The organism is Streptomyces sp. NPDC002817 (genome assembly GCF_053592055.1).
The window spans coordinates 179,888-199,077 of the sequence record NZ_JBSFUY010000015.1 but is presented as its reverse complement, the minus strand read 5'-3'; the positions used below and the strand labels follow the sequence as shown (position 1 = coordinate 199,077).

Below are 19,190 nucleotides of genomic sequence, written 5' to 3'. Positions count from 1 at the left end.
TCGCAGGGGCTATTGGTCCCAGCCTAGGCGGGCTCGGCTCGCACAGCGCGCTCAGCCTCCGTACGCTCCGGACGCCGTCAGCCGCAGCGCGGTGTCGATGAGCGGAACGTGGCTGAAGGCCTGCGGGAAGTTGCCGACCTGGCGCTGAAGGACCGGGTCCCACTCCTCCGCGAGCAGCCCGAGGTCGTTGCGCAGGGCCAGCAGCTTCTCGAAGAGCTTGCGGGCCTCGTCCACGCGGCCGATCATCGCGAGGTCGTCCGCCATCCAGAACGAACAGGCCAGGAAGGCCCCTTCGTCACCCGGCAGACCGTCGACGCCCTCGCTCTCGCCCTCGGTCGGGTAGCGCAGGATGAAGCCGTCCGACGTGGACAGCTCGCGCTGGATCGCCTCGATGGTGCCGATCACCCGCTTGTCGTCCGGCGGCAGGAAGCCCATCTGCGGGATCAGCAGCAGGGAGGCGTCCAGCTCCTTCGAGCCGTACGACTGTGTGAACGTGTTGCGCTCCTTGTCGTAGCCCTTCTCGCACACGTCCCGGTGGATGTCGTCGCGCAGCTCGCGCCAGCGCTCCAGTGGGCCGTCCGCGTCGCCGGACTCGATGAGCTTGATGGTGCGGTCGACGGCGACCCAGGCCATCACCTTGGAGTGCACGAAGTGCCGGCGCGGCCCGCGCACCTCCCAGATGCCCTCGTCCGGCTCGTCCCAGTGGTCCTCCAGGTAGCGGATGAGCTTGAGCTGGAGCAGGGACGCGTAGTCGTTGCGGGCCAGGCCCGTCATGTGGGCCAGGTGCAGGGCCTCGGTGACCTCGCCGTACACGTCCAGCTGGAGCTGGTGGGCGGCGCCGTTGCCGACCCGGACCGGGGCGGAGTTCTCGTAGCCGGGCAGCCAGTCCAGCTCGGCCTCGCCCAACTCCCGCTCGCCCGCGATGCCGTACATGATCTGCAGGTTCTCGGGGTCGCCCGCGACCGCGCGCAGCAGCCACTCGCGCCAGGCGCGAGCCTCCTCGCGGTAGCCGGTGCGCAGCAGCGAGGACAGCGTGATCGCGGCGTCGCGCAGCCAGGTGTAGCGGTAGTCCCAGTTGCGGACACCGCCGATGTCCTCGGGCAGCGAGGTGGTGGGGGCGGCGACGATGCCGCCGGTCGGCGCGTACGTGAGGGCCTTGAGCGTGATCAGGGAGCGGACGACGGCCTCGCGGTAGGGGCCGTGGTACGTACAGTGATCGACCCAGTCCCGCCAGAACTCCTCGGTCGCCTCCAGCGACTGCTCCGGCTCCGGAAGCGGCGGCGGCTGCTTGTGCGAGGGCTCCCACGAGATGGTGAACGCGATCCGGTCACCCGGGGCGACCGTGAAGTCCGAGTACGTGGTCAGCGACTTGCCGTAGGTCTCGCACTCGGTGTCGTACCAGACCGAGTCCGGGCCCGCGACGGCGACCGTACGACCGTCGTGCTTGTGCACCCACGGCACGACCCGGCCGTAGGAGAAACGCATCCTGAGCGCGGACCGCATCGGGACGCGGCCCGAGACGCCTTCCACGATCCGGATCAGCTGCGGGGCGCCGTCACGCGGGGGCATGAAGTCGGTGACCCGGACCGTGCCGCGCGGGGTGTCCCACTCGGACTCCAGGATCAGCGAGTCGCCGCGGTAGGTGCGCCGGGCCGCGGTGGGCGGCTCAGCGTCGGCCGCGTGCGCGGGACCCAGTCTCCAGAAGCCGTGTTCCTCGGTGCCCAGCAGACCGGCGAAGATGGCGTGGGAATCGAAGCGGGGCAGGCAGAGCCAGTCCACCGTGCCGTCCCGGCAGACCAAAGCCGCGGTCTGCATGTCTCCGATGAGTGCGTAGTCTTCGATGCGCCCGGCCACGTGCAACTCCAGTCGAACGGCCACGTCGCCCCCGAGGAAAAAAGGGGGCTGTCGCTCTTGCGGTCAAGGGGTCGTTGTAATGCGTCGTTGAGCGGTGAAGCAAAGCAGCCGTTGGGCTGCGAGGCAAAACGACAATCTTTACTCAACGAACTGACGAGCTCACGTTGTTCCGGTGCTTACGGGCGGGGGGTGGTGCCGTGTGGCCGGCCGGGCTCGGCAGCGAATGTCCGAGCAGGATACGACGCACGTAGATGATCTGTGTGCCGCTCCGGGCAACGCGGATGGGCCGATCGGGTGAGCAACGGGTGAGAACCATGAGACGTGTACGCGTCTGTGTCGACGCGTGCGCAGAGCGTGGCCGGAAGCCATCTCGCTGAGGCGCTGATACCCTGGTAGCCCGTGGACCGGTGGTGGATAAAACCCCCGACCGCAGCGACGGCGACTCCGGAGATCTCCGGTCGAAGCGCCGCCACGCACCCCAGATCGCGACCACGGGAGCCCCGTCTTGGCCATGCCGCCGAAATCTACGACGACCAAGCACATCTTCGTCACCGGGGGTGTCGCCTCCTCTCTCGGCAAGGGCCTGACGGCCTCCAGCCTCGGCATGCTGCTCAAGGCGCGCGGCCTGCGCGTCGTGATGCAGAAGCTCGACCCGTACCTCAACGTCGACCCGGGCACGATGAACCCCTTCCAGCACGGTGAGGTGTTCGTCACCAACGACGGTGCCGAAACCGACCTGGACATCGGACACTACGAGCGTTTCCTGGACCGCGACTTGGACGGCAGTGCCAATGTCACTACAGGCCAGGTGTACTCGACGGTCATCGCCAAGGAGCGGCGCGGCGAGTACCTGGGCGACACCGTGCAGGTCATCCCGCACATCACCAACGAGATCAAGCACCGCATCCGGCGTATGGCGACCGACGAGGTCGATGTCGTCATCACCGAGGTCGGCGGCACCGTGGGTGACATCGAGTCCCTGCCGTTCCTGGAGACCGTCCGTCAGGTCCGCCACGAGGTCGGCCGTGACAACGTCTTCGTCGTCCACATTTCCCTCCTGCCGTACATCGGCCCGTCGGGGGAGCTGAAGACGAAGCCGACCCAGCACTCGGTTGCGGCGCTGCGGAACATCGGTATCCAGCCGGACGCGATCGTGCTGCGCTGCGACCGTGAGGTCCCCACCGCGATCAAGCGCAAGATCTCGCTGATGTGCGACGTCGACGAGGCGGCCGTGGTCGCCTGCCCCGACGCCAAGTCGATCTACGACATCCCGAAGACCGTGCACGGCGAGGGCCTGGACGCCTACGTCGTCCGCAAGCTGGACCTGCCGTTCCGCGACGTGGACTGGACGACGTGGGACGACCTGCTCGACCGCGTCCACAACCCCGACCACGAGATCACCCTCGCCCTGGTCGGCAAGTACATCGACCTGCCCGACGCCTACCTCTCGGTCACCGAGGCGCTGCGCGCGGGCGGCTTCGCCAACAAGGCCCGCGTGAAGATCAAGTGGGTCACCTCCGACGACTGCAAGACCGCGGCCGGCGCCGCGGCGCAGCTCGGTGACGTCGACGGCATCTGCATCCCGGGCGGCTTCGGCGACCGCGGTGTGCTCGGCAAGGTCGGCGCGATCAAGTACGCCCGCGAGAACAAGATCCCGCTGCTCGGTCTCTGCCTGGGCCTGCAGTGCATCGTGATCGAGGCCGCGCGCAATCTGGCCGACATCCCGGACGCCAACTCCACCGAGTTCGACTCGGCGACCTCGCACCCGGTCATCTCCACCATGGCCGAGCAGCTCGACATCGTCGCCGGCGAGGGCGACATGGGCGGCACCATGCGCCTGGGCATGTACCCGGCCAAGCTGGCCGAGGGCTCGATCGTGCGCGAGGTGTACGAGGGCAAGGAGTACGTCGAGGAGCGGCACCGTCACCGCTACGAGGTGAACAACGCCTACCGCGCGGAGCTCGAGAAGAAGGCGGGCATCCTGTTCTCCGGCACCTCGCCGGACGGCAAGCTCGTCGAGTACGTCGAGTACCCGCGCGACGTCCACCCCTACCTGGTGGCCACGCAGGCGCACCCCGAGCTGCGCTCGCGTCCGACGCGACCGCACGCGCTGTTCGCCGGGCTCGTGAAGGCCTCGGTCGAGCGGAAGAATTCCAAGTAACACACCAGCTTGTACGGTTGCCGGGGTGCGTACCTTCAAGGTCGCACCCCGGTTTTTTCTTGAACGTGTGGAAGGGCAGGGCATGACGATCAAGGACAGCCCCGAGGAATGGGAGGTCCGGGCGACGGAGACCCCCTTCGTGGGCAACAAGACCTCCGTCCGCACGGACGACGTGGTCATGCCCGACGGCAAGGTCGTCCGCCGCGACTACCAGGTCCATCCGGGTTCGGTCGGTGTCCTCGCCCTGGACGACGAGGGCCGGGTCCTGCTGATCAGGCAGTACCGCCACCCCGTACGCCAGAAGCTGTGGGAGATCCCGGCCGGTCTGCTCGATGTGCCCGGCGAGAACCCGCTGCACGCCGCGCAGCGCGAGTTGTACGAGGAGGCGCACGTCAAGGCCGAGGACTGGCGGGTGCTGACCGACGTCTACACCACGGCGGGCGGCTGCGACGAGGCCGTGCGGATCTTCCTCGCCCGCGATCTGTCGGAGGCCGAGGGCGAGCGCTTCGAGGTCGAACACGAGGAGATCGACCTGGAGTACGCGCGCGTGCCCGTCGACGAGCTCGTACGGGGTGTGCTCGCCGGTGAGCTGCACAACAACTGCCTGGTCGTGGGCGTGCTTTCACTGATCGCCGCGCAGGCCTCCGGCGGTTTGGACATGCTGCGCCCGGCAGACGCGGAGTGGCCTGCCCGCCCCTTCGAGGCGTAGTGCCGGACCGTTTTCGGCCGCGGGTCCGCCGTGGCTGGTCGCGCGGTTCCCCGCGCCCCTGAGCGGCGTTGCGAAAACCGTCGGTCCTATGATCCGTTGATCCGATCGGGGGAGTCTCCGTCCGTCACCGCCGCGCTCCTCACGGAACGTTGCAGAGCGTGAACTAGGCTCTGAAACTGCCCGGACCGGGGTCCCGGCGGGCTTGCGCGTGCGGTGGGACGGGAGTGTGGCCCGTGACGGATCAGGCGGTGGACACGGACGGCGTTCAGCTGTCGGTCGAGGGTCATTTCCTGGGCCGGACACGGGAGTTGAAGGAGCTGCTCGCCGACATCGAGCGAGCGGGCCTCGACACCCTCTCCGGGAAGAAGGCCCCCCGCGCGCGCGTGCTGCTCATCGCGGGCAGACCCGGCTCCGGCCGCACCGCGCTCGCCGAGGAACTCGTAGGGCAGGTCGCGGAGCGTTACGACGACGGAGTGCTGCGCGCCCGGCTCAGCGAACCCGACGGCACCCCCGTCCCCGTCGAGCACACCGCCCGCGAACTGCTCACCGCCCTGGACCTTCCGACGCCGGCCGGCGCTTGCGAGGACGACCTGACGGCAGCCCTCCGCGACGCCCTCGCCGACCGGCGCGCCCTGCTTCTGCTCGACGACGCGGTGAGCGCGGACCAGGTCGACGCCCTGCTGCCGGAGACCCCGGAGTGCCTGGTCGTGGCCGTTTCCAGCGGTCCGCTCACCGGTATCTCCGACGTCCGGCCCTGCACGCTCGGCGGCCTCGACACCAAGTCCGCCCTGGAGCTGCTGAGCCGCTCCACCGGCTCGGTCCGCATCACCGTCGACCCGGTGGCCGCGGAGGGCCTCGTCGAGGTCTGCCAGGCCCAGCCCGCCGCCATGATGCTCGCAGGCGGCTGGCTCGCCGCCCGCCCCAAGGCCGCCGTCGCCGACCTCGCCAAGCAGCTGCGCACGGAGGGTGACGAGGGAACCCCGCTCAGCCGCGTCTTCCGGTTCGCCTACTCCGCCCTGCCCAGCCCCGCCGCCCGGATACTGCGGCTGCTCTCCCTCGCCCCGGCGGGCCTGGTCGACCCGCACACCGCCTCCGCCCTCGCCGGCTGCTCCGTGGGCGGTGCCCGCACCACCCTGGACGACTTCGTCGGCCTCGGTCTGCTGCACGCCGTGGAGTCGCCGCTGCCGCAGTACGTGGTGCCGGGCTGTCTGCACCCCCTGCTCAAGGCGCTCACCGAGACCCAGGACCGCCCCGGCGAGATCCAGCTGGCCCGCGCCCGCATGCTGGAGCGGACCGTGCGGCTGCTGCAGTCGTCCCGCGCGATCACCGAGACCGACAGCCCCGAGGCCCGCGAGAAGCTCCAGGGCATGTCCCGCTCCCTGCGCTTCCCCAGCCCACGGGCCGCCGAGGACTGGCTGCGCATCCGCAGGTCCGCGCTGCTGGCCTCGGCCCGCCTGGCCGTCGCCGACGGGGAGCTCGACACCCTCGCCCGCCGTCTGATGTCCCAGCTGGTCAGGGCGCTGGTCGCGCACTTCGGCACCCAGGCCGCGGCAGCCGACCTGTACGGCCTGCACCGGCTCGTCCTGGATGTGGCCGAGCGCCGGGAGCTGCCCCGGGAGAAGGCGGCGGCGCTGCTGAACCTCGGCGACCTGGACGCGCAGACCGGTCGCACGCAGGAGGCGCTGACCCGGTACCGGGCCGCGCTGGACGCCGGGCGCGAGGCGAATGACCCGTATGCGACCGGTCGCGCGATGGAATCCGTAGGCGGTGCGCATCTGGAGCTCGCGGACTACGACCGGGCCGCCGACTGGTTCGGTCGCGCCCTCGCCCAGCGGCTGGCCCGGGACGAGCGTGCGGACGCCGCGCGGCTGTACGGCCGTATCGCCGCGGCGCACACCTACGCGGGCCGCTACGGCGAGGCGATGCGCGGGTGGCGGGCCGCGGTCGCCGGGCACCGCAAGAACGGCGATGTGGCCGCCCACGCACGGGCGTTGAGCGAACTCGCACGCGTCCAGGAGTACGCGGGGCGGCCCGAGGAGTCGCTGCGCACCTGCCAGGAGGCCGTCGAGTGGGCGCGGCGCGCCGAGGACGCACGGCTGCAGGCCGCGCTCCAGTTGAGGCTCGCCGACACGCTGGAACACCTGGGCGATCCGGCCGCGGCGGGGCTGCACCGAGGGGCCGCCGAGCGGCTGCTGGGAGAGGAACTTTCGGAGGCGGAACCGGAACCGGAACAGCCTGATCCTGCGAAACAAGACTCTGATGCCTGCGAAATCCGTAGTACATCCACTGAAGATTGATGCAATGAAAGGCTAGACAGCGGGAACACCTTCATTAGACTGGCTCTGCCGCACCTTCTCCTGCGGTGCATCCCGGTGTGCTCATGCGTGCCCGGGTATGTGTTGTATTGCCCCACACCCTCTGAGCCAAGGACCGTGATCGACGTGAAGGTCGGCATCCCCCGCGAGGTCAAGAACAACGAGTTCCGGGTGGCCATCACCCCCGCCGGCGTCCACGAGCTGGTGCGCCACGGCCACCAGGTCCTCGTCGAGCAGAACGCCGGTCTCGGCTCGTCGATCCCGGACGCGGAGTACGTCGCCGCGGGCGCGCAGATCCTTGCCACGGCCGACGAGGTGTGGGCCACCGCCGACCTGCTGCTCAAGGTCAAGGAGCCCATCGCCGAGGAGTACCACCGCCTCCGCAAGGACCAGACGCTCTTCACCTACCTGCACCTGGCCGCCTCCAAGGAGTGCACCGACGCGCTCATCGAGTCCGGCACCACGGCGATCGCCTACGAGACGGTCGAGCTGCCCTCGCGCGCGCTGCCGCTCCTCGCCCCGATGTCCGAGGTCGCGGGCCGGCTCGCCCCGCAGGTCGGCGCCTACCACCTGATGCGCTCGGTCGGCGGCCGTGGGGTGCTCCCCGGTGGCGTGCCCGGCACCCAGCCGGCGCGGGCCGTCGTCATCGGTGGCGGTGTCTCCGGCTGGAACGCCACGCAGATCGCCGTCGGCATGGGCTTCCACGTCACGCTGCTCGACCGCGACATCAACAAGCTGCGCGAGGCGGACAAGGTCTTCGGCACCAAGGTCCGGGCGATCATGTCCAACACCTTCGAACTGGAGAAGGCCGTCCTGGACGCGGACCTCGTCATCGGCGCGGTGCTCATCCCGGGCGCCAAGGCCCCGAAACTGGTCACCAACGAGCTCGTGGCACGGATGAAGCCCGGAAGTGTCCTTGTCGACATCGCGATCGACCAGGGCGGCTGCTTCGAGGACTCCCGGCCGACCACCCACGCCGAGCCGACCTTCAAGGTCCACGACTCGGTCTTCTACTGCGTCGCCAACATGCCCGGCGCGGTGCCCAACACCTCCACCTACGCGCTCACCAACGCGACGCTGCCGTACATCGTCGAACTCGCCGACCACGGCTGGGTCGAGGCGCTGCGCCGCGACGCCGCGCTCGCCAAGGGTCTCAACACCCATGACGGCAAGGTCGTTTACAAGGAGGTCGCCGAGGCGCACGGCCTGGAGCACGTGGAGCTCGAGGCACTGATCGGCTAAGTCACCTTTTCGTAAAGGCGATACGTCAACAAGGCGCGTCAACCACTCACAGGCGGCCGGACCTTGCCCGACAAGGTCCGGCCACATGTGTGTATGGTCACTTTGCGACGCTCGGTCAACTCGCCTCGAACGTAACCCTTTGGTCGATTCGCACACCGGTGAAACCTGCTGTGCGACGGCCGTACGCCCTTGACAGCGCGATGTTTGATTGCCGACACATCCTGCCGGGTCCGGCGGATTGTGTTGCTGTGAACACCCGACACGCCATAGAGTCGCCAACCGTCGGCATGGTGCCACGCTGACCTTGTCTAGAAGTTTCCTGGTCACCAAGGAGGTAAGACGACTTGTGAATGAGTCGACATTTACTCCCGGAGGTGGTCAACCAGGAACGCCTGCACGGGCTGAGGGCCCCGCGGGGTTCGAGGCTGTCGGCTCCGTCGCGGTGCGCACCTTCGCAGCCCACCAGAGCCACCTGAACCGAAGGGTGACTCTGTCAGCACACCAGAGCATGGATGGCCATCACGTGAACGCCATGGCCGGCGACGGAAGTGGCGCGCCCCACAGCCAGTTCGCCGACTACGACGAACTGCCCGAGGGGCACTTCTACGACCCCGACGCCGAATACGAGCCCGACCCGGAGTACGCGGCCACGCTCGCTCCCGACGCTGCCCGCCAGCGCCGTGAGCGCATCGGCCCGACCGGTCGCCCGCTGCCGTACTTCCCGATCCCGGGTCCGCTGACCGATCACGGACCCGCGAAGATCATCGCGATGTGCAACCAGAAGGGCGGCGTCGGCAAGACGACGTCGACCATCAACCTGGGTGCCGCGCTCGCGGAGTACGGACGTCGCGTGCTGCTCGTGGACTTCGACCCGCAGGGCGCGCTGTCGGTGGGCCTCGGTGTCAACCCGATGGAGCTCGACCTCACCGTCTACAACCTGCTCATGGAGCGGGGCATGGCGGCCGACGAGGTCCTGCTGAAGACCGCGGTTCCCAACATGGACCTGCTGCCGAGCAATATCGACTTGTCGGCGGCGGAGGTCCAGCTGGTCTCCGAGGTCGCGCGCGAGTCGACATTGCAGCGGGCCCTGAAGCCGCTCATGGCCGACTACGACTACATCGTGATCGACTGTCAGCCTTCACTGGGTCTGCTCACGGTCAACGCCCTGACGGCCGCGCACAAGGTGATAGTGCCACTGGAGTGTGAGTTCTTCGCCCTCCGTGGTGTCGCCCTGCTGACGGAGACCATCGAGAAGGTCCAGGAGCGGCTCAACCCGGAGCTGGAGCTCGACGGGATCCTCGCCACGATGTACGACTCGCGCACCGTGCACAGCCGTGAGGTGCTCGCGCGTGTCGTCGAGGCGTTCGACGACCACGTCTACCACACGGTCATCGGGCGCACGGTCCGCTTCCCGGAGACCACGGTCGCCGGTGAGCCGATCACCACGTACGCCTCCAACTCCGTCGGCGCCGCCGCCTACCGCCAGCTCGCCAGGGAGGTGCTCGCCCGGTGTCACGCCGAGTGAGTCTGCCGGGGGCCGACGAACTCTTCCGTACGACAGGGGGAATGGCGCTCCAGCCGTCCACTCCGCGGCGGGGGGCCAACGGCGAAGCCCGGGTGCCCGCACCCGCGGGGGAGAGCGACGGGGCCGCGGCCGGGTCGTCCGAGGACGCGCCGCAGTCGGTGCCCGCGCAGGGCGGTGACGGCGACGGGGCGGAGCATGTGGCCACGGAACCGGCCGCGGCCGGCGAGTCCCGCAGCCGGGACGCGGAGCGCTCCGGGCGACGTCAGGACGCGCAGGAAGGTTCTGCCGCGCCGCGCAAGCAGCGTGGCGGTGGTCGGGCGGCCTCACGCCGGCCCAGCGGGCGTGAGCGGCACGACGAGAAGATCACCGTGTACGTCTCCGCCGAGGAGCTCATGGATCTGGAGCATGCCCGTCTGGTGCTCCGCGGCGAGCACGGGCTGGCCGTCGACCGCGGGCGTATCGTCCGCGAGGCGGTCGCCGTGGTGCTGGCCGATCTGGAGTCCCGGGGAGACGCGAGCATCCTCGTACGCCGACTGCGCGGGCGGTAGCGGTAGCCTGCGGGGGCCATGACCTCGAACGACGTTCCCGCCCCCGGCGCACCTGCCGGTCGTCGGCGTGTGCTGGGGCGGGGCGCTCTGCGGGTTGAGCCGGAGAGCGAGTCGGTGGCTGAGGCCGAGTCTCCGGCCGAGGCCGGTGGGCCGTGGTGCCCACCCGTGCCGGTGGCGGCGGAACCGGAGCCGGAGGCCGCGGAGCCCGAGGCCGTCGTACCGGAACCCGAGCCGGAGCCCGTAGCCCCGCCCCGTGAGACCCCCGCCGAACCCCAGGAGCCCGACGACGGTGTCTTCAAGGTCCGTCTCTCCAACTTCGAAGGTCCCTTCGATCTCCTCCTCCAGCTGATCTCCAAGCACAAGCTGGATGTGACCGAGGTCGCCCTGTCCAAGGTGACCGACGAGTTCATGGCGCACATCAGGGCGATGGGGCCGGACTGGGACCTGGATCAGACGACCGAGTTCCTCGTGGTCGCCGCCACGCTCCTCGATCTCAAGGCGGCCCGTCTGCTGCCCTCCGCCGAGGTCGAGGACGAGGCCGACCTCGCGCTCCTCGAAGCACGGGACCTGCTGTTCGCGCGGCTGCTCCAGTACCGCGCGTACAAGCAGATCGCCGACATCTTCAACCATCGCCTCGACGAGGAGGCCCGCCGCTACCCCCGTACCGTCGGCCTCGAACCGCACCACGCCGAACTGCTGCCCGAGGTCGTCATCAGCATCGGCCCGGAGGGGTTCGCGAAGCTCGCCGTGAAGGCGATGCAGCCCAAGCCCAAGCCGCAGGTGTACGTCGACCACATCCACGCGCCGCTGGTCAGCGTGCAGGAGCAGGCCGGGATCGTGGTGGCCCGGCTGAAGGAGCTCGGCGAGGCCAGCTTCCGGACGCTGGTCGAGGACGTCGACGACACCCTCACCGTCGTGGCGCGATTCCTCGCGCTGCTGGAGCTGTACCGGGAGAAGGCCGTCGCGCTGGACCAGGAGACGGCCCTCGGTGACCTCATCGTGCGGTGGACCGGCGGGGAGGGCGACGCCGAGCCGATGGTGACCGACGAGTTCGACCGACCCCCCGAGCCGCCCAAGGAGGACAAGGCGTGAGCGAGGAGACCACCGACGTCCCGGCCGGGCAGCGCACCGTCGCCGACCTCGATCTCAAGCCCGCTCTGGAGGCCGTCCTCATGGTCGTGGACGAGCCCGCCACCGAGGAACACCTTTCGAAGATCCTCCAGCGGCCCAGACGGCAGATCGCGGACGCGCTGCGGGCACTGGCGGACGAGTACACCGTCCAGGGGCGCGGTTTCGAGCTGCGGCTGATCGCCGGCGGCTGGCGTTTCTACAGCCGGCCCGAGTTCGCGGCGGCCGTCGAGGGCTTCGTGCTGGACGGCCAGCAGGCCCGGCTCACCCAGGCGGCCCTGGAGACCCTGGCCGTCGTCGCCTACCGTCAGCCGGTGAGCCGCAGCAGGGTCTCGGCCGTACGAGGAGTCAACTGTGACGGGGTCATGCGGACCCTCCTCCAGCGCGGTCTGGTCCAGGAGGCGGGCGCGGAACCCGAAACAGGTGCGATCCTGTACGTGACGACGAACTACTTTCTGGAGCGGATGGGCCTGCGAGGCCTGGACGAGCTCCCGGAGCTCGCGCCCTTTCTCCCCGAGGCGGAGGCGATCGAGGCCGAGACGCTGGAAGGGGTCCCGTCGTTCGATCCGGACGCACCGGATGCAGATGCAGACGACACGACGACGACGGAACTTTGATGCGAAGCAGTGGCAGCGGCAGTGGCAACAACAGCGGGCGCGGCAAGCCCCGGGGAACCGGTGGGGGCGGCAACCCCCGCGGGACGGGTGGACGCGGCGGCTCCCAGCCGAAGGGCGGGGGAGGGCGCGACGACAAGCCGAAGCGCGAGGGCAAGCCCCGTCCCGAGGAGCGCCGCTATGACGTAGGGCCGGGCGGGACCCATGAGGGACCGAAGTCCGGGCGCGGCACCTCCGCGCGCGGCGGTGCCAAGGGCGGGCCCAAGCAGGGCCAGGGCACCGGGCGCGGCCGCTGGGTCCCCGCGACCTCCCGCGAGTACGAGGCGCGGGCCGAGGAGCGCAACCGCGAGCGGTACGCGAACAAGAAGGACGTCAAGCTGCCCAAGACCTTCCCGGGCGCCGAGCAGGAGGGCGAGCGGCTGCAGAAGATCCTCGCGCGCGCGGGCTACGGCTCCCGGCGGTCCTGCGAGGAGCTCATCGAGCAGGCACGGGTCGAGGTCAACGGCGAGATCGTCCTGGAGCAGGGCAAGCGTGTCGACCCGGAGAGGGACGAGGTCAAGGTCGACGGCCTGACGGTCGCGACGCAGTCGTACCAGTTCTTCTCGCTGAACAAGCCGGCCGGTGTGGTCTCCACGATGGAGGACAACGAGGGCCGTCAGTGCCTCGGCGACTACGTCACCAACCGTGAGACGCGGCTCTTCCACGTCGGTCGGCTCGACACCGAGACCGAGGGTGTCATCCTGCTCACCAACCACGGCGAGCTGGCGCACCGCCTGACCCACCCCAAGTACGGCGTGAAGAAGGTCTACCTCGCGCACATCGTGGGTCCGATCCCGCGGGACCTGGGCAAGCGTCTGAAGGACGGCATCCAGCTGGAGGACGGGTACGCGAAGGCGGACCACTTCCGGGTCGTCGAGCAGACCGGCAAGAACTACCTCGTCGAGGTCACCCTGCACGAGGGCCGCAAGCACATCGTGCGCCGCATGCTGGCGGAAGCCGGCTTCCCGGTCGACAAGCTGGTGCGGGTCGCCTTCGGCCCGATCACCCTGGGCGACCAGAAGTCGGGCTGGCTGCGGCGGCTGTCCAACACGGAGGTCGGGATGCTGATGAAGGAAGTCGACCTCTAGGCCTCGCCGTCTCGTCCGTACGACGGCCGGTTCCGGATTCTTCTCCGGGGCCGGCCGATTCGGTTTCGCGCTCCCGCCGGTCTCTGTCCCACACGGACGAAGGGAGCGGGCATGACCGCGACGACGGATCTGAGGGCCCGGCGGGGCCACGACGGGGACGAGGGCCGGGCGCCCTCACGGACCGGGCCGCACCGGATCGCCGCCGGCACGTGTCTGACGGACCTGGGGAGCCGCGCGCGGCGTCCGGTGCCCTCCGGGCTCGGCGGGCCGTCAGAGGCGCCTGAGGAGCCACTGAGGGCCCCTGCGGCGGGTGCGGGGCTGTTCGCCCGCGTCGGGCTGCCCGAGGTGCGGTCATGAACCCGGGGGAGCTGCTGGAGCGTTCGCTCGCGTATGCGCTGGGGAGCGTGGCCGTGGTGGGGGATGCCGGACCGGGCCGGGCGACGCCCTGTGCGGCGTGGGATCTGGGGGAGTTGCTCGAGCATCTCGACGATTCCCTGGACGCGTTGCACGAGGGGCTGACCGGCGGTCGGATCGGACTGCTGCCGCAGAGCGACCGCGTGTGCGGCTTCCGTACGCGCGCGTGTGCGGTGCTCGGTGCCTGGGCGGCCGGCCCTCGTGATCCGGTCCTGGTCGGAGAACGGCCGCTGGACGTAAGGGTGTTGGGCGCGGTCGGCGCTGTCGAGATCGCCGTGCACGGCTGGGACGTGGCGCAGGCCAGTGGGCGGTCGCGGCCCTTCCCGGTCGCGCTCGCGGCCGAGTTGCTGCCCATCGCGCGGTGCGTGGTCACCGAGGAGGACCGCGGGGTGCGGTTCGCGGAGCCGGTCGCCGTTCCGCCCTGTGCGCCGCCCGACGCCCGGCTCCTGGCCTTCCTGGGGCGGCGCGATTCCTTCCCGGGATGAGTCCGGTGGGTTCTTCGGCGGCTAGGACTCCCGGGCCGCCTTCCCCGACGGCCGCGGGGCCGCGCTCCAGGTGACGGCGGTCGGTGCGGCATGCGCATCGCCCGTCCGGGCGGGCTCACCGTCGTCGAGCGCCCAGGAGCGACCGGCGCCGGCCAGCAGGCGCCGCATCGTCTCCGCGGCACGGACGGACGCGGTGCCGCAGCAGTTGTCGAACAGGACGTGGAGCTGCTCGACCCGTCCGGCGAGCGAGCGCAACCGGGGCAGCCACTCGGCGAGTTCGTCCTCGCCGTACTCGTACCGGAAGCGGTCCTCCTTGCTCTCCGGTCCCCAGGCGGCGCTGCGACCGTGGAAGCGGACGACGGACAGCCGCGGTGAGGTGACGGGAGCGACGGGCGGGATCGAGGAGGGGAGTGTCTGGGCCATGTCGACGGCCACGGCGGTCATGCCGTACCGGGCGAGCAGCGCGCAGGTCACGTCCGCCCACTCCCTGCGCCACCAGCCGGGATGCCGGAACTCCACGGCGATCGGCCACCCGGCGGTCCGCTCGGCGCAATCCCGCAGGAACTCCCCGGCCCGCTGTCCGGGCCGGAACCACGGCGGGAACTGGAACAGCACGCTGCCGAGCCGGCCGGCCGCCCGGAGCGGCTCGATCCCCTCGGTGAACCGCGCCCACACCTCGTCCAGCACCGCAGGGTTCCCGGGTTCGGCGGGCAGCCCGCCCGGCATCGCGGAAATCCGTGTCGGATGCCCGGTGAGCAGCGAGAACGCCTTCACGTCGAAGACGAAGCCCGGTGGCGTCCGCTCGGCCCACTGCCGGCTGGTGCGGGCGTCGGGCAACGCGTAGTACGCCGAGTCGACCTCGACGACCGGGAACCGCTCGGCGTAGTGCCGCAACCGTCCCTCGGCGTCTCGTCGCCCCGGCGGATACCAGCCGCTGCCGGTCAACGCCCGGTCCGTCCACGAACACGTGCCCACCAGGATCTCGCTCATTCGGTGCGGTTACCCGGGTTGCGCGATCCCATCCGGCGACTTTATAGTCCTACTGACCATTAAAGGGGTGGGTGCACGTGGCCGCATACGACAAGTACGCCTACGAGCCCTTCGCCGTCACCGTCGATCTCGCCGTCCTCACCGTCACCGAGGGCGCTCTGCACGTCCTGCTCGTGGAGCGCGGACAGGAGCCGTACGCCGGGCGCTGGGCGTTGCCCGGCGGCTTCGTGCAGCCCGACGAGTCCGCCGAGACGGCCGCCCGGCGTGAACTCGCCGAGGAGACCGGGCTGTCGGACGTCTCCGGGCTGTACCTGGAACAGCTGCGCACCTACAGCGAGCCCGACCGCGACCCCCGGATGCGCGTCGTGTCCGTAGCCTTCGCCGCGCTGCTGCCGGACCCGCCCGAGCCGCACGGCGGCAGCGACGCCGCGGACGCCCGCTGGGTGCCGTACGGCACAGCGCGACCGCTCGCCTTCGACCACGACCGGATCCTGGCCGACGCCCAGGAACGCGTCGGCGCCAAACTCGAGTACACCTGCCTCGCCACCGCCTTCTGCCCGTCCGAGTTCACGCTCGGCGAGCTGCAACAGGTCTACGAGACCGTGTGGGGCACCGCCCTCGACCGCCCCAACTTCCGGCGCAAGGTGCTCGCCACGCCCGGCTTCGTCGAACCGGTCCCGGGCGCCGCGCGACTGACCGGCGGCCGCGGCAAACCGGCCGCGCTCTACCGTGCGGGCACGGCCACGACGCTCCATCCGCCTCTGCTCCGAACGCCTCGGGAAGGACGTCCCGCATGACCGCCACGACCGTCAGGAAGCGTGCCGCCACGGGGGCCCTGCTGGGGCTAGCCCTGGGTGACGCGCTGGGCTTCCCGACCGAGTTCAACGACGTGCCGTCGATCCTCGCCAAGTGCGGGCCGTGGCGGGAGATGGAGCTGCCGAGGCCGGCGATCGTCACGGACGACACGCAGATGACGCTGGCGCTGGGACGAGGGCTGCGGACGGCCATGGACCGCGGGCTGCTCGCGCCCAAGCGGATGGAGCGTCCGGTGCGCGAGGAGTTCGTGGACTGGTACCAGTCGCCGGAGAACAACCGCGCGCCGGGCCGGACCTGTCTCGTCGCGTGCAATCTGCTGAAGACCGAAGGACGGCTGTGGCAGGACGCCAGCCAGATCCACTCCAAGGGCTGCGGCGCCAACATGCGCGTCGCCCCCGTCGGCCTGGTCCCCGGTCTGAGCGACGAACAGCGCTCCGGCGCCGCCCAGTTGCAGTCCGCGCTCACCCATGGGCACCCGACCGCGCTCGCCGCGTCCGACCTCACCGCGCACGCCGTGCGGCTGCTCGCCCAGGGGGCCGAGCCGACCGGACTGGTCGGGCTGCTGCGGTCGTACGCCGTCGAGAACCGCACCCGTTACCACGACCGCTGGCTCGGCGACCTGTGGACCCGCAGCCAGGACCCGACGCCCGAGCACTTCATCGCGCGCGGCTGGGACGAGTGCCTGGAGATTCTCGCGCGCCTTCAGGAGGCGGTCCGTTCGGTGTCCCCGGAGACCGATCCGTGTCTGGCCACCGGCGAGGGGTGGATCGCCGAGGAGGCGCTGGCGACCGGGCTGCTGTGCTTCCTGCTGTTCGTCGACGAGCCGGTGACGGCCCTGCGGCGGGCCGCCTGCACCGCCGGGGACTCCGACTCGATCGCCTGTCTGGCGGGGGCCTTCGCGGGGGCGTACCACGGGGCCGACGTATGGCCCACCGAGTGGGCGGACCGGATCGAGTACCAGAGCGAGTTGGCGACGCTCGGCGCCCTCTGGGACTAGGCCAGCTGGATCGAGTCGCCCTGCACCGCGATCTTCTTCTCGGCCAGCGGCTGGGTCGCCGGCGGGTTCTCCACCGAGCCGTCCGTGATGCTGAACTTGCTTCCGTGGCAGGTGCAGTTGATGGTGCCGCCGTCGACGTTGGCCACCGGGCACTGCTGGTGGGTGCAGATGTTGGTGAAGGCCTTGAACTCGCCTTCCTTCGGCTGGGTGACGACGACCTGCTCGTCCTTGAAGATCTTGCCGCCGCCGACCGGGATCTCACTGGTCTTCGCCAGTACCTGACCGGCGGAGGCCTCGACGGTGTCGGACCCGGAGTCGCTGTCGCCTTCGTTGCCGTACTCGCCGCAGCCGACGGTGAACGCCGCGGCCCCCGTCGAGAGGAGGACCGTACGTCGCGTCGGGCCGTGAGTCGTCATGTAGTCACTCCGAAGGTGCGGAAGAACCAGAGGGCGGAGGTCAGCCAGACGATCGTGAGCGCGGTGAAGACGAGCCCGCCGACGATCGGCAGCAGCCAGTTGGGGAGTCGCTCCGAGCGGAGCAGCAGCATCTTGGCACTGAACACTCCGAAGAAGAAGCAACCCAGGAGGGAGTGCCAGAAAACGCGCGTTTCGTACGTCTGATAGCCCAGCGCGTACAGACAGTGCACCGCCACCGGCACCGACACCAGGAACGCCACCCGGCCCGACCAGCGGTGCAGCACCCCTGACCAGCTCGGGCCCGGCAGCCTGCCGTACATCATCAGCGCGGAGAAGAACTGGACGACGGCGAAGAAGATCGCGACCGTCGCCATCCAGGACTTCACCGCGCCCGTGCTGCTGAAACCGGCGAGGTTGAAGGCGGTCCCCGCCGGGTCGTGGACCTTGCCGTACACGCCGAGGGCGACCGCCACCGCGGCGGCGACCAGCGCGGGGACCAGATAGCGCGCCGGGCTCGGCCGCGGCTCGGAGGGCTGGGGAGAGGGGAATCCCTGGGTGGCGGCGTTCGGGTCGACGGTCATGTCGGCTCCCTCGTACGGACTGGAGTTCAGGGGGTGACGGGGCGGGCAGTGAGCTGCTGTCCGTCGACCGTCACCACGCCGGTCTCCGGGTCGATCTCGGGCGCGGGGGAGGGCTTGCCGTCCTTCTTGAGGATGCCGACCTGGCTGCCGTCCTTCAGCACGATCCAGCCGCCGTCGAACTTCGCGTCGCGCACGGTGGCCGTCGCCCGGTACAGGCCGGACGGCTTGATCGCCTTGTCGGCGGTGAAGGTGTAGTGCCCGCCGCCGATGTCGACCGTGCCGCTGATCCGCTTGCCCTCCTTGAGGGTGCCGTTCAGCTTCGAGCCGTCCTTGGCGGTGAGTTTCATGGTGCCGTCGTCCTCGACGTCGCCCTTGAGCCACGACTCCTTGTCGCGGCCGTCGCAGAAGTACGCGATCGCCCGGCCGTCGCGCAGGGACACGGCGATCGCGGAGGAGTCGTCGTCGGTGCGGCCCGCGTAGTCGGCGTTCGGGACGGGCACCTTCGACGGCGAGGGTGACGGAGACGGGGTCGTCCGGGTGGGAGTCGGGCTCGGTGACGCCTTCGTGCTCGGCGACTCCTGCACCGACGACGACGTGGTCTTCTCGCCCGTCGTCGCGTTCAGCGACAGCATGAACAGGCCTACCAGCAGACCCGCGAGAAGGGTGAGCAGCGGTCCGGAGCGCTTCATACGGGCCTCCCCCGAGGCGAGCTTCCTGCCATGAGAGCGGACCCGGGGCCTTGAGTCCAGAGGCGCACGGGCGCGTTCTCACCACAAGTAGCGGAATAGGGCAATCTGGGTGACATTGGCAGAGTTCGGCGCCGGGTTCCCCCGGGCTCGGCCGACCTCGCGAAAGGCACGACCATGGCGGGTAACGACCTCGGCAGTCTTCTGGGAGGACTCCTCGGCTCGGGCAACGGTTCCAGCGGGAGCAACATCCTTGGCGCGCTGCTCTCCGCGCTCGGCAAACAGGGCGGCAACGGCAACAACCCGCTGGGCGGACTGCTCGACACCCTCGCCAGGTCCGGCCTCGCCGAACAGAAGGACTCCTGGGTCGGCACCGGCGCCAACCAGTCCGTGACCGGCGCGCAGATCCAGCATGCACTGCCCGACGAGACCCTCCAGCAGGTCGCCGAGGAGACGGGCGTCTCCACGGACAAGGCCGCGGACGAGCTGGCCCAGGTGCTGCCGCGGGTCGTGGACAGACTGACGCCGGACGGACAGGTGCCGGCCAGCCTCGAAGAGCTCGCCAGGCAGCAGAATCTGTAG

At 70.1% G+C, this 19,190-nt stretch carries 19 protein-coding genes; 14 read left to right on the top strand and 5 right to left on the bottom strand.

Translation table 11 applies throughout. From position 1 onward, the window contains the following. Positions 1 to 51 precede the first annotated feature (51 nt). Complete coding sequence (locus ACWD3I_RS26995) at positions 52 to 1,854, bottom strand: glycoside hydrolase family 15 protein (protein WP_365399272.1); 1,803 nt, start codon at positions 1,852 to 1,854, stop codon at positions 52 to 54. Positions 1,855 to 2,365: 511 nt separating this feature from the next. On the opposite strand from ACWD3I_RS26995, the gene ACWD3I_RS26990 reads away from it, so the two are divergent. The 11 genes from ACWD3I_RS26990 to ACWD3I_RS26940 all read left to right on the top strand — a co-directional run bounded on the left by ACWD3I_RS26990 (position 2,366) and on the right by ACWD3I_RS26940 (position 14,122). Further along, on the top strand, positions 2,366 to 4,015 hold the full coding sequence (locus tag ACWD3I_RS26990) for a CTP synthase (protein WP_365399274.1): 1,650 nt from the start codon (positions 2,366 to 2,368) through the stop codon (positions 4,013 to 4,015). 82 nt (positions 4,016 to 4,097) lie between these two features. Further along, on the top strand, positions 4,098 to 4,724 hold the full coding sequence (locus tag ACWD3I_RS26985; RefSeq protein ID WP_365399277.1) for an NUDIX hydrolase: 627 nt from the start codon (positions 4,098 to 4,100) through the stop codon (positions 4,722 to 4,724). A 233-nt stretch (positions 4,725 to 4,957) separates the two neighbouring features. Further along, complete coding sequence (locus ACWD3I_RS26980; RefSeq protein ID WP_365399280.1) at positions 4,958 to 7,021, top strand: tetratricopeptide repeat protein; 2,064 nt, start codon at positions 4,958 to 4,960, stop codon at positions 7,019 to 7,021. Positions 7,022 to 7,156: 135 nt separating this feature from the next. Further along, positions 7,157 to 8,281: an alanine dehydrogenase gene (gene ald / locus ACWD3I_RS26975; RefSeq protein ID WP_365399282.1), complete on the top strand. Its 1,125-nt coding sequence runs from the start codon at positions 7,157 to 7,159 to the stop codon at positions 8,279 to 8,281. 346 nt (positions 8,282 to 8,627) lie between these two features. Further along, complete coding sequence (locus ACWD3I_RS26970; RefSeq protein WP_171145042.1) at positions 8,628 to 9,806, top strand: ParA family protein; 1,179 nt, start codon at positions 8,628 to 8,630, stop codon at positions 9,804 to 9,806. Continuing rightward, on the top strand, positions 9,791 to 10,354 hold the full coding sequence (locus tag ACWD3I_RS26965; RefSeq protein ID WP_095046257.1) for a hypothetical protein: 564 nt from the start codon (positions 9,791 to 9,793) through the stop codon (positions 10,352 to 10,354). The genes ACWD3I_RS26970 and ACWD3I_RS26965 overlap by 16 nt, the downstream gene beginning before the upstream one ends. A gap of 18 nt (positions 10,355 to 10,372) precedes the next feature. Next, a complete protein-coding gene (locus ACWD3I_RS26960; RefSeq protein ID WP_365399286.1) occupies positions 10,373 to 11,446 on the top strand; it encodes a segregation and condensation protein A in 1,074 nt (357 codons plus the stop codon). Then, the gene (gene scpB / locus ACWD3I_RS26955; protein ID WP_365399289.1) at positions 11,443 to 12,099 is read left to right on the top strand and encodes an SMC-Scp complex subunit ScpB; all 657 of its coding nucleotides are present in this window, start codon (positions 11,443 to 11,445) and stop codon (positions 12,097 to 12,099) included. Before ACWD3I_RS26960 ends, scpB begins: the two co-directional genes overlap by 4 nt. Then, on the top strand, positions 12,099 to 13,223 hold the full coding sequence (locus tag ACWD3I_RS26950) for a pseudouridine synthase (RefSeq protein WP_365399292.1): 1,125 nt from the start codon (positions 12,099 to 12,101) through the stop codon (positions 13,221 to 13,223). Before scpB ends, ACWD3I_RS26950 begins: the two co-directional genes overlap by 1 nt. 111 nt (positions 13,224 to 13,334) lie before the next feature. Next, entirely contained in the window at positions 13,335 to 13,580 is a 246-nt protein-coding gene (locus tag ACWD3I_RS26945; protein WP_365399295.1) for a hypothetical protein, read from the top strand. After that, positions 13,577 to 14,122 carry a TIGR03086 family metal-binding protein gene (locus ACWD3I_RS26940; protein ID WP_365399298.1) on the top strand — a complete coding sequence of 182 codons (546 nt, stop codon included), beginning with the start codon at positions 13,577 to 13,579 and terminating at the stop codon, positions 14,120 to 14,122. Before ACWD3I_RS26945 ends, ACWD3I_RS26940 begins: the two co-directional genes overlap by 4 nt. A 21-nt stretch (positions 14,123 to 14,143) precedes the next feature. Here ACWD3I_RS26940 and ACWD3I_RS26935 read toward each other — a convergent pair whose 3' ends face one another. Continuing rightward, the gene (locus ACWD3I_RS26935) at positions 14,144 to 15,112 is read right to left on the bottom strand and encodes a DUF72 domain-containing protein (RefSeq protein WP_365399301.1); all 969 of its coding nucleotides are present in this window, start codon (positions 15,110 to 15,112) and stop codon (positions 14,144 to 14,146) included. A gap of 77 nt (positions 15,113 to 15,189) precedes the next feature. Here ACWD3I_RS26935 and ACWD3I_RS26930 point away from each other — a divergent pair, with 77 nt between their 5' ends. Continuing rightward, positions 15,190 to 15,909, top strand: a complete 720-nt coding sequence (locus ACWD3I_RS26930; protein WP_365399304.1) for an NUDIX hydrolase — start codon at positions 15,190 to 15,192, stop codon at positions 15,907 to 15,909. Continuing rightward, positions 15,906 to 16,925 carry an ADP-ribosylglycohydrolase family protein gene (locus ACWD3I_RS26925; RefSeq protein ID WP_365399307.1) on the top strand — a complete coding sequence of 340 codons (1,020 nt, stop codon included), beginning with the start codon at positions 15,906 to 15,908 and terminating at the stop codon, positions 16,923 to 16,925. The genes ACWD3I_RS26930 and ACWD3I_RS26925 overlap by 4 nt, the downstream gene beginning before the upstream one ends. On the opposite strand, the gene ACWD3I_RS26920 is transcribed toward ACWD3I_RS26925, so the two are convergent. The 3 genes from ACWD3I_RS26920 to ACWD3I_RS26910 are packed head-to-tail and all read right to left on the bottom strand — an operon-like array spanning position 16,922 to position 18,611. After that, the gene (locus ACWD3I_RS26920) at positions 16,922 to 17,341 is read right to left on the bottom strand and encodes a Rieske (2Fe-2S) protein (protein ID WP_365399310.1); all 420 of its coding nucleotides are present in this window, start codon (positions 17,339 to 17,341) and stop codon (positions 16,922 to 16,924) included. The two genes, ACWD3I_RS26925 and ACWD3I_RS26920, sit on opposite strands and share 4 nt — an antisense overlap. Continuing rightward, on the bottom strand, positions 17,338 to 17,922 hold the full coding sequence (locus tag ACWD3I_RS26915; RefSeq protein WP_365399314.1) for a DUF6529 family protein: 585 nt from the start codon (positions 17,920 to 17,922) through the stop codon (positions 17,338 to 17,340). The genes ACWD3I_RS26920 and ACWD3I_RS26915 overlap by 4 nt, the downstream gene beginning before the upstream one ends. Positions 17,923 to 17,948: 26 nt before the next feature. Continuing rightward, entirely contained in the window at positions 17,949 to 18,611 is a 663-nt protein-coding gene (locus tag ACWD3I_RS26910) for a hypothetical protein (RefSeq protein ID WP_266894393.1), read from the bottom strand. 174 nt (positions 18,612 to 18,785) lie between these two features. On the opposite strand from ACWD3I_RS26910, the gene ACWD3I_RS26905 reads away from it, so the two are divergent. Further along, the gene (locus ACWD3I_RS26905) at positions 18,786 to 19,190 is read left to right on the top strand and encodes a YidB family protein (RefSeq protein ID WP_365399318.1); all 405 of its coding nucleotides are present in this window, start codon (positions 18,786 to 18,788) and stop codon (positions 19,188 to 19,190) included.

What these genes read in the sequence shown, in the direction of transcription:
- ACWD3I_RS26935 (WP_365399301.1), bottom strand. Translation starts at nt 15,112, where the DNA reads ATGAGCGAGATCCTGGTGGGCACGTGTTCGTGGACGGACCGGGCGTTG.
- ACWD3I_RS26990 (WP_365399274.1), top strand. Translation starts at nt 2,366, where the DNA reads ATGCCGCCGAAATCTACGACGACCAAGCACATCTTCGTCACCGGGGGT.
- ACWD3I_RS26905 (WP_365399318.1), top strand. Translation starts at nt 18,786, where the DNA reads ATGGCGGGTAACGACCTCGGCAGTCTTCTGGGAGGACTCCTCGGCTCG.
- ACWD3I_RS26910 (WP_266894393.1), bottom strand. Translation starts at nt 18,611, where the DNA reads ATGAAGCGCTCCGGACCGCTGCTCACCCTTCTCGCGGGTCTGCTGGTA.
- ACWD3I_RS26945 (WP_365399295.1), top strand. Translation starts at nt 13,335, where the DNA reads ATGACCGCGACGACGGATCTGAGGGCCCGGCGGGGCCACGACGGGGAC.
- ACWD3I_RS26915 (WP_365399314.1), bottom strand. Translation starts at nt 17,922, where the DNA reads ATGACCGTCGACCCGAACGCCGCCACCCAGGGATTCCCCTCTCCCCAG.
- ACWD3I_RS26940 (WP_365399298.1), top strand. Translation starts at nt 13,577, where the DNA reads ATGAACCCGGGGGAGCTGCTGGAGCGTTCGCTCGCGTATGCGCTGGGG.
- ACWD3I_RS26985 (WP_365399277.1), top strand. Translation starts at nt 4,098, where the DNA reads ATGACGATCAAGGACAGCCCCGAGGAATGGGAGGTCCGGGCGACGGAG.
- ACWD3I_RS26925 (WP_365399307.1), top strand. Translation starts at nt 15,906, where the DNA reads ATGACCGCCACGACCGTCAGGAAGCGTGCCGCCACGGGGGCCCTGCTG.
- ACWD3I_RS26920 (WP_365399310.1), bottom strand. Translation starts at nt 17,341, where the DNA reads ATGACGACTCACGGCCCGACGCGACGTACGGTCCTCCTCTCGACGGGG.
- ACWD3I_RS26950 (WP_365399292.1), top strand. Translation starts at nt 12,099, where the DNA reads ATGCGAAGCAGTGGCAGCGGCAGTGGCAACAACAGCGGGCGCGGCAAG.
- ACWD3I_RS26960 (WP_365399286.1), top strand. Translation starts at nt 10,373, where the DNA reads ATGACCTCGAACGACGTTCCCGCCCCCGGCGCACCTGCCGGTCGTCGG.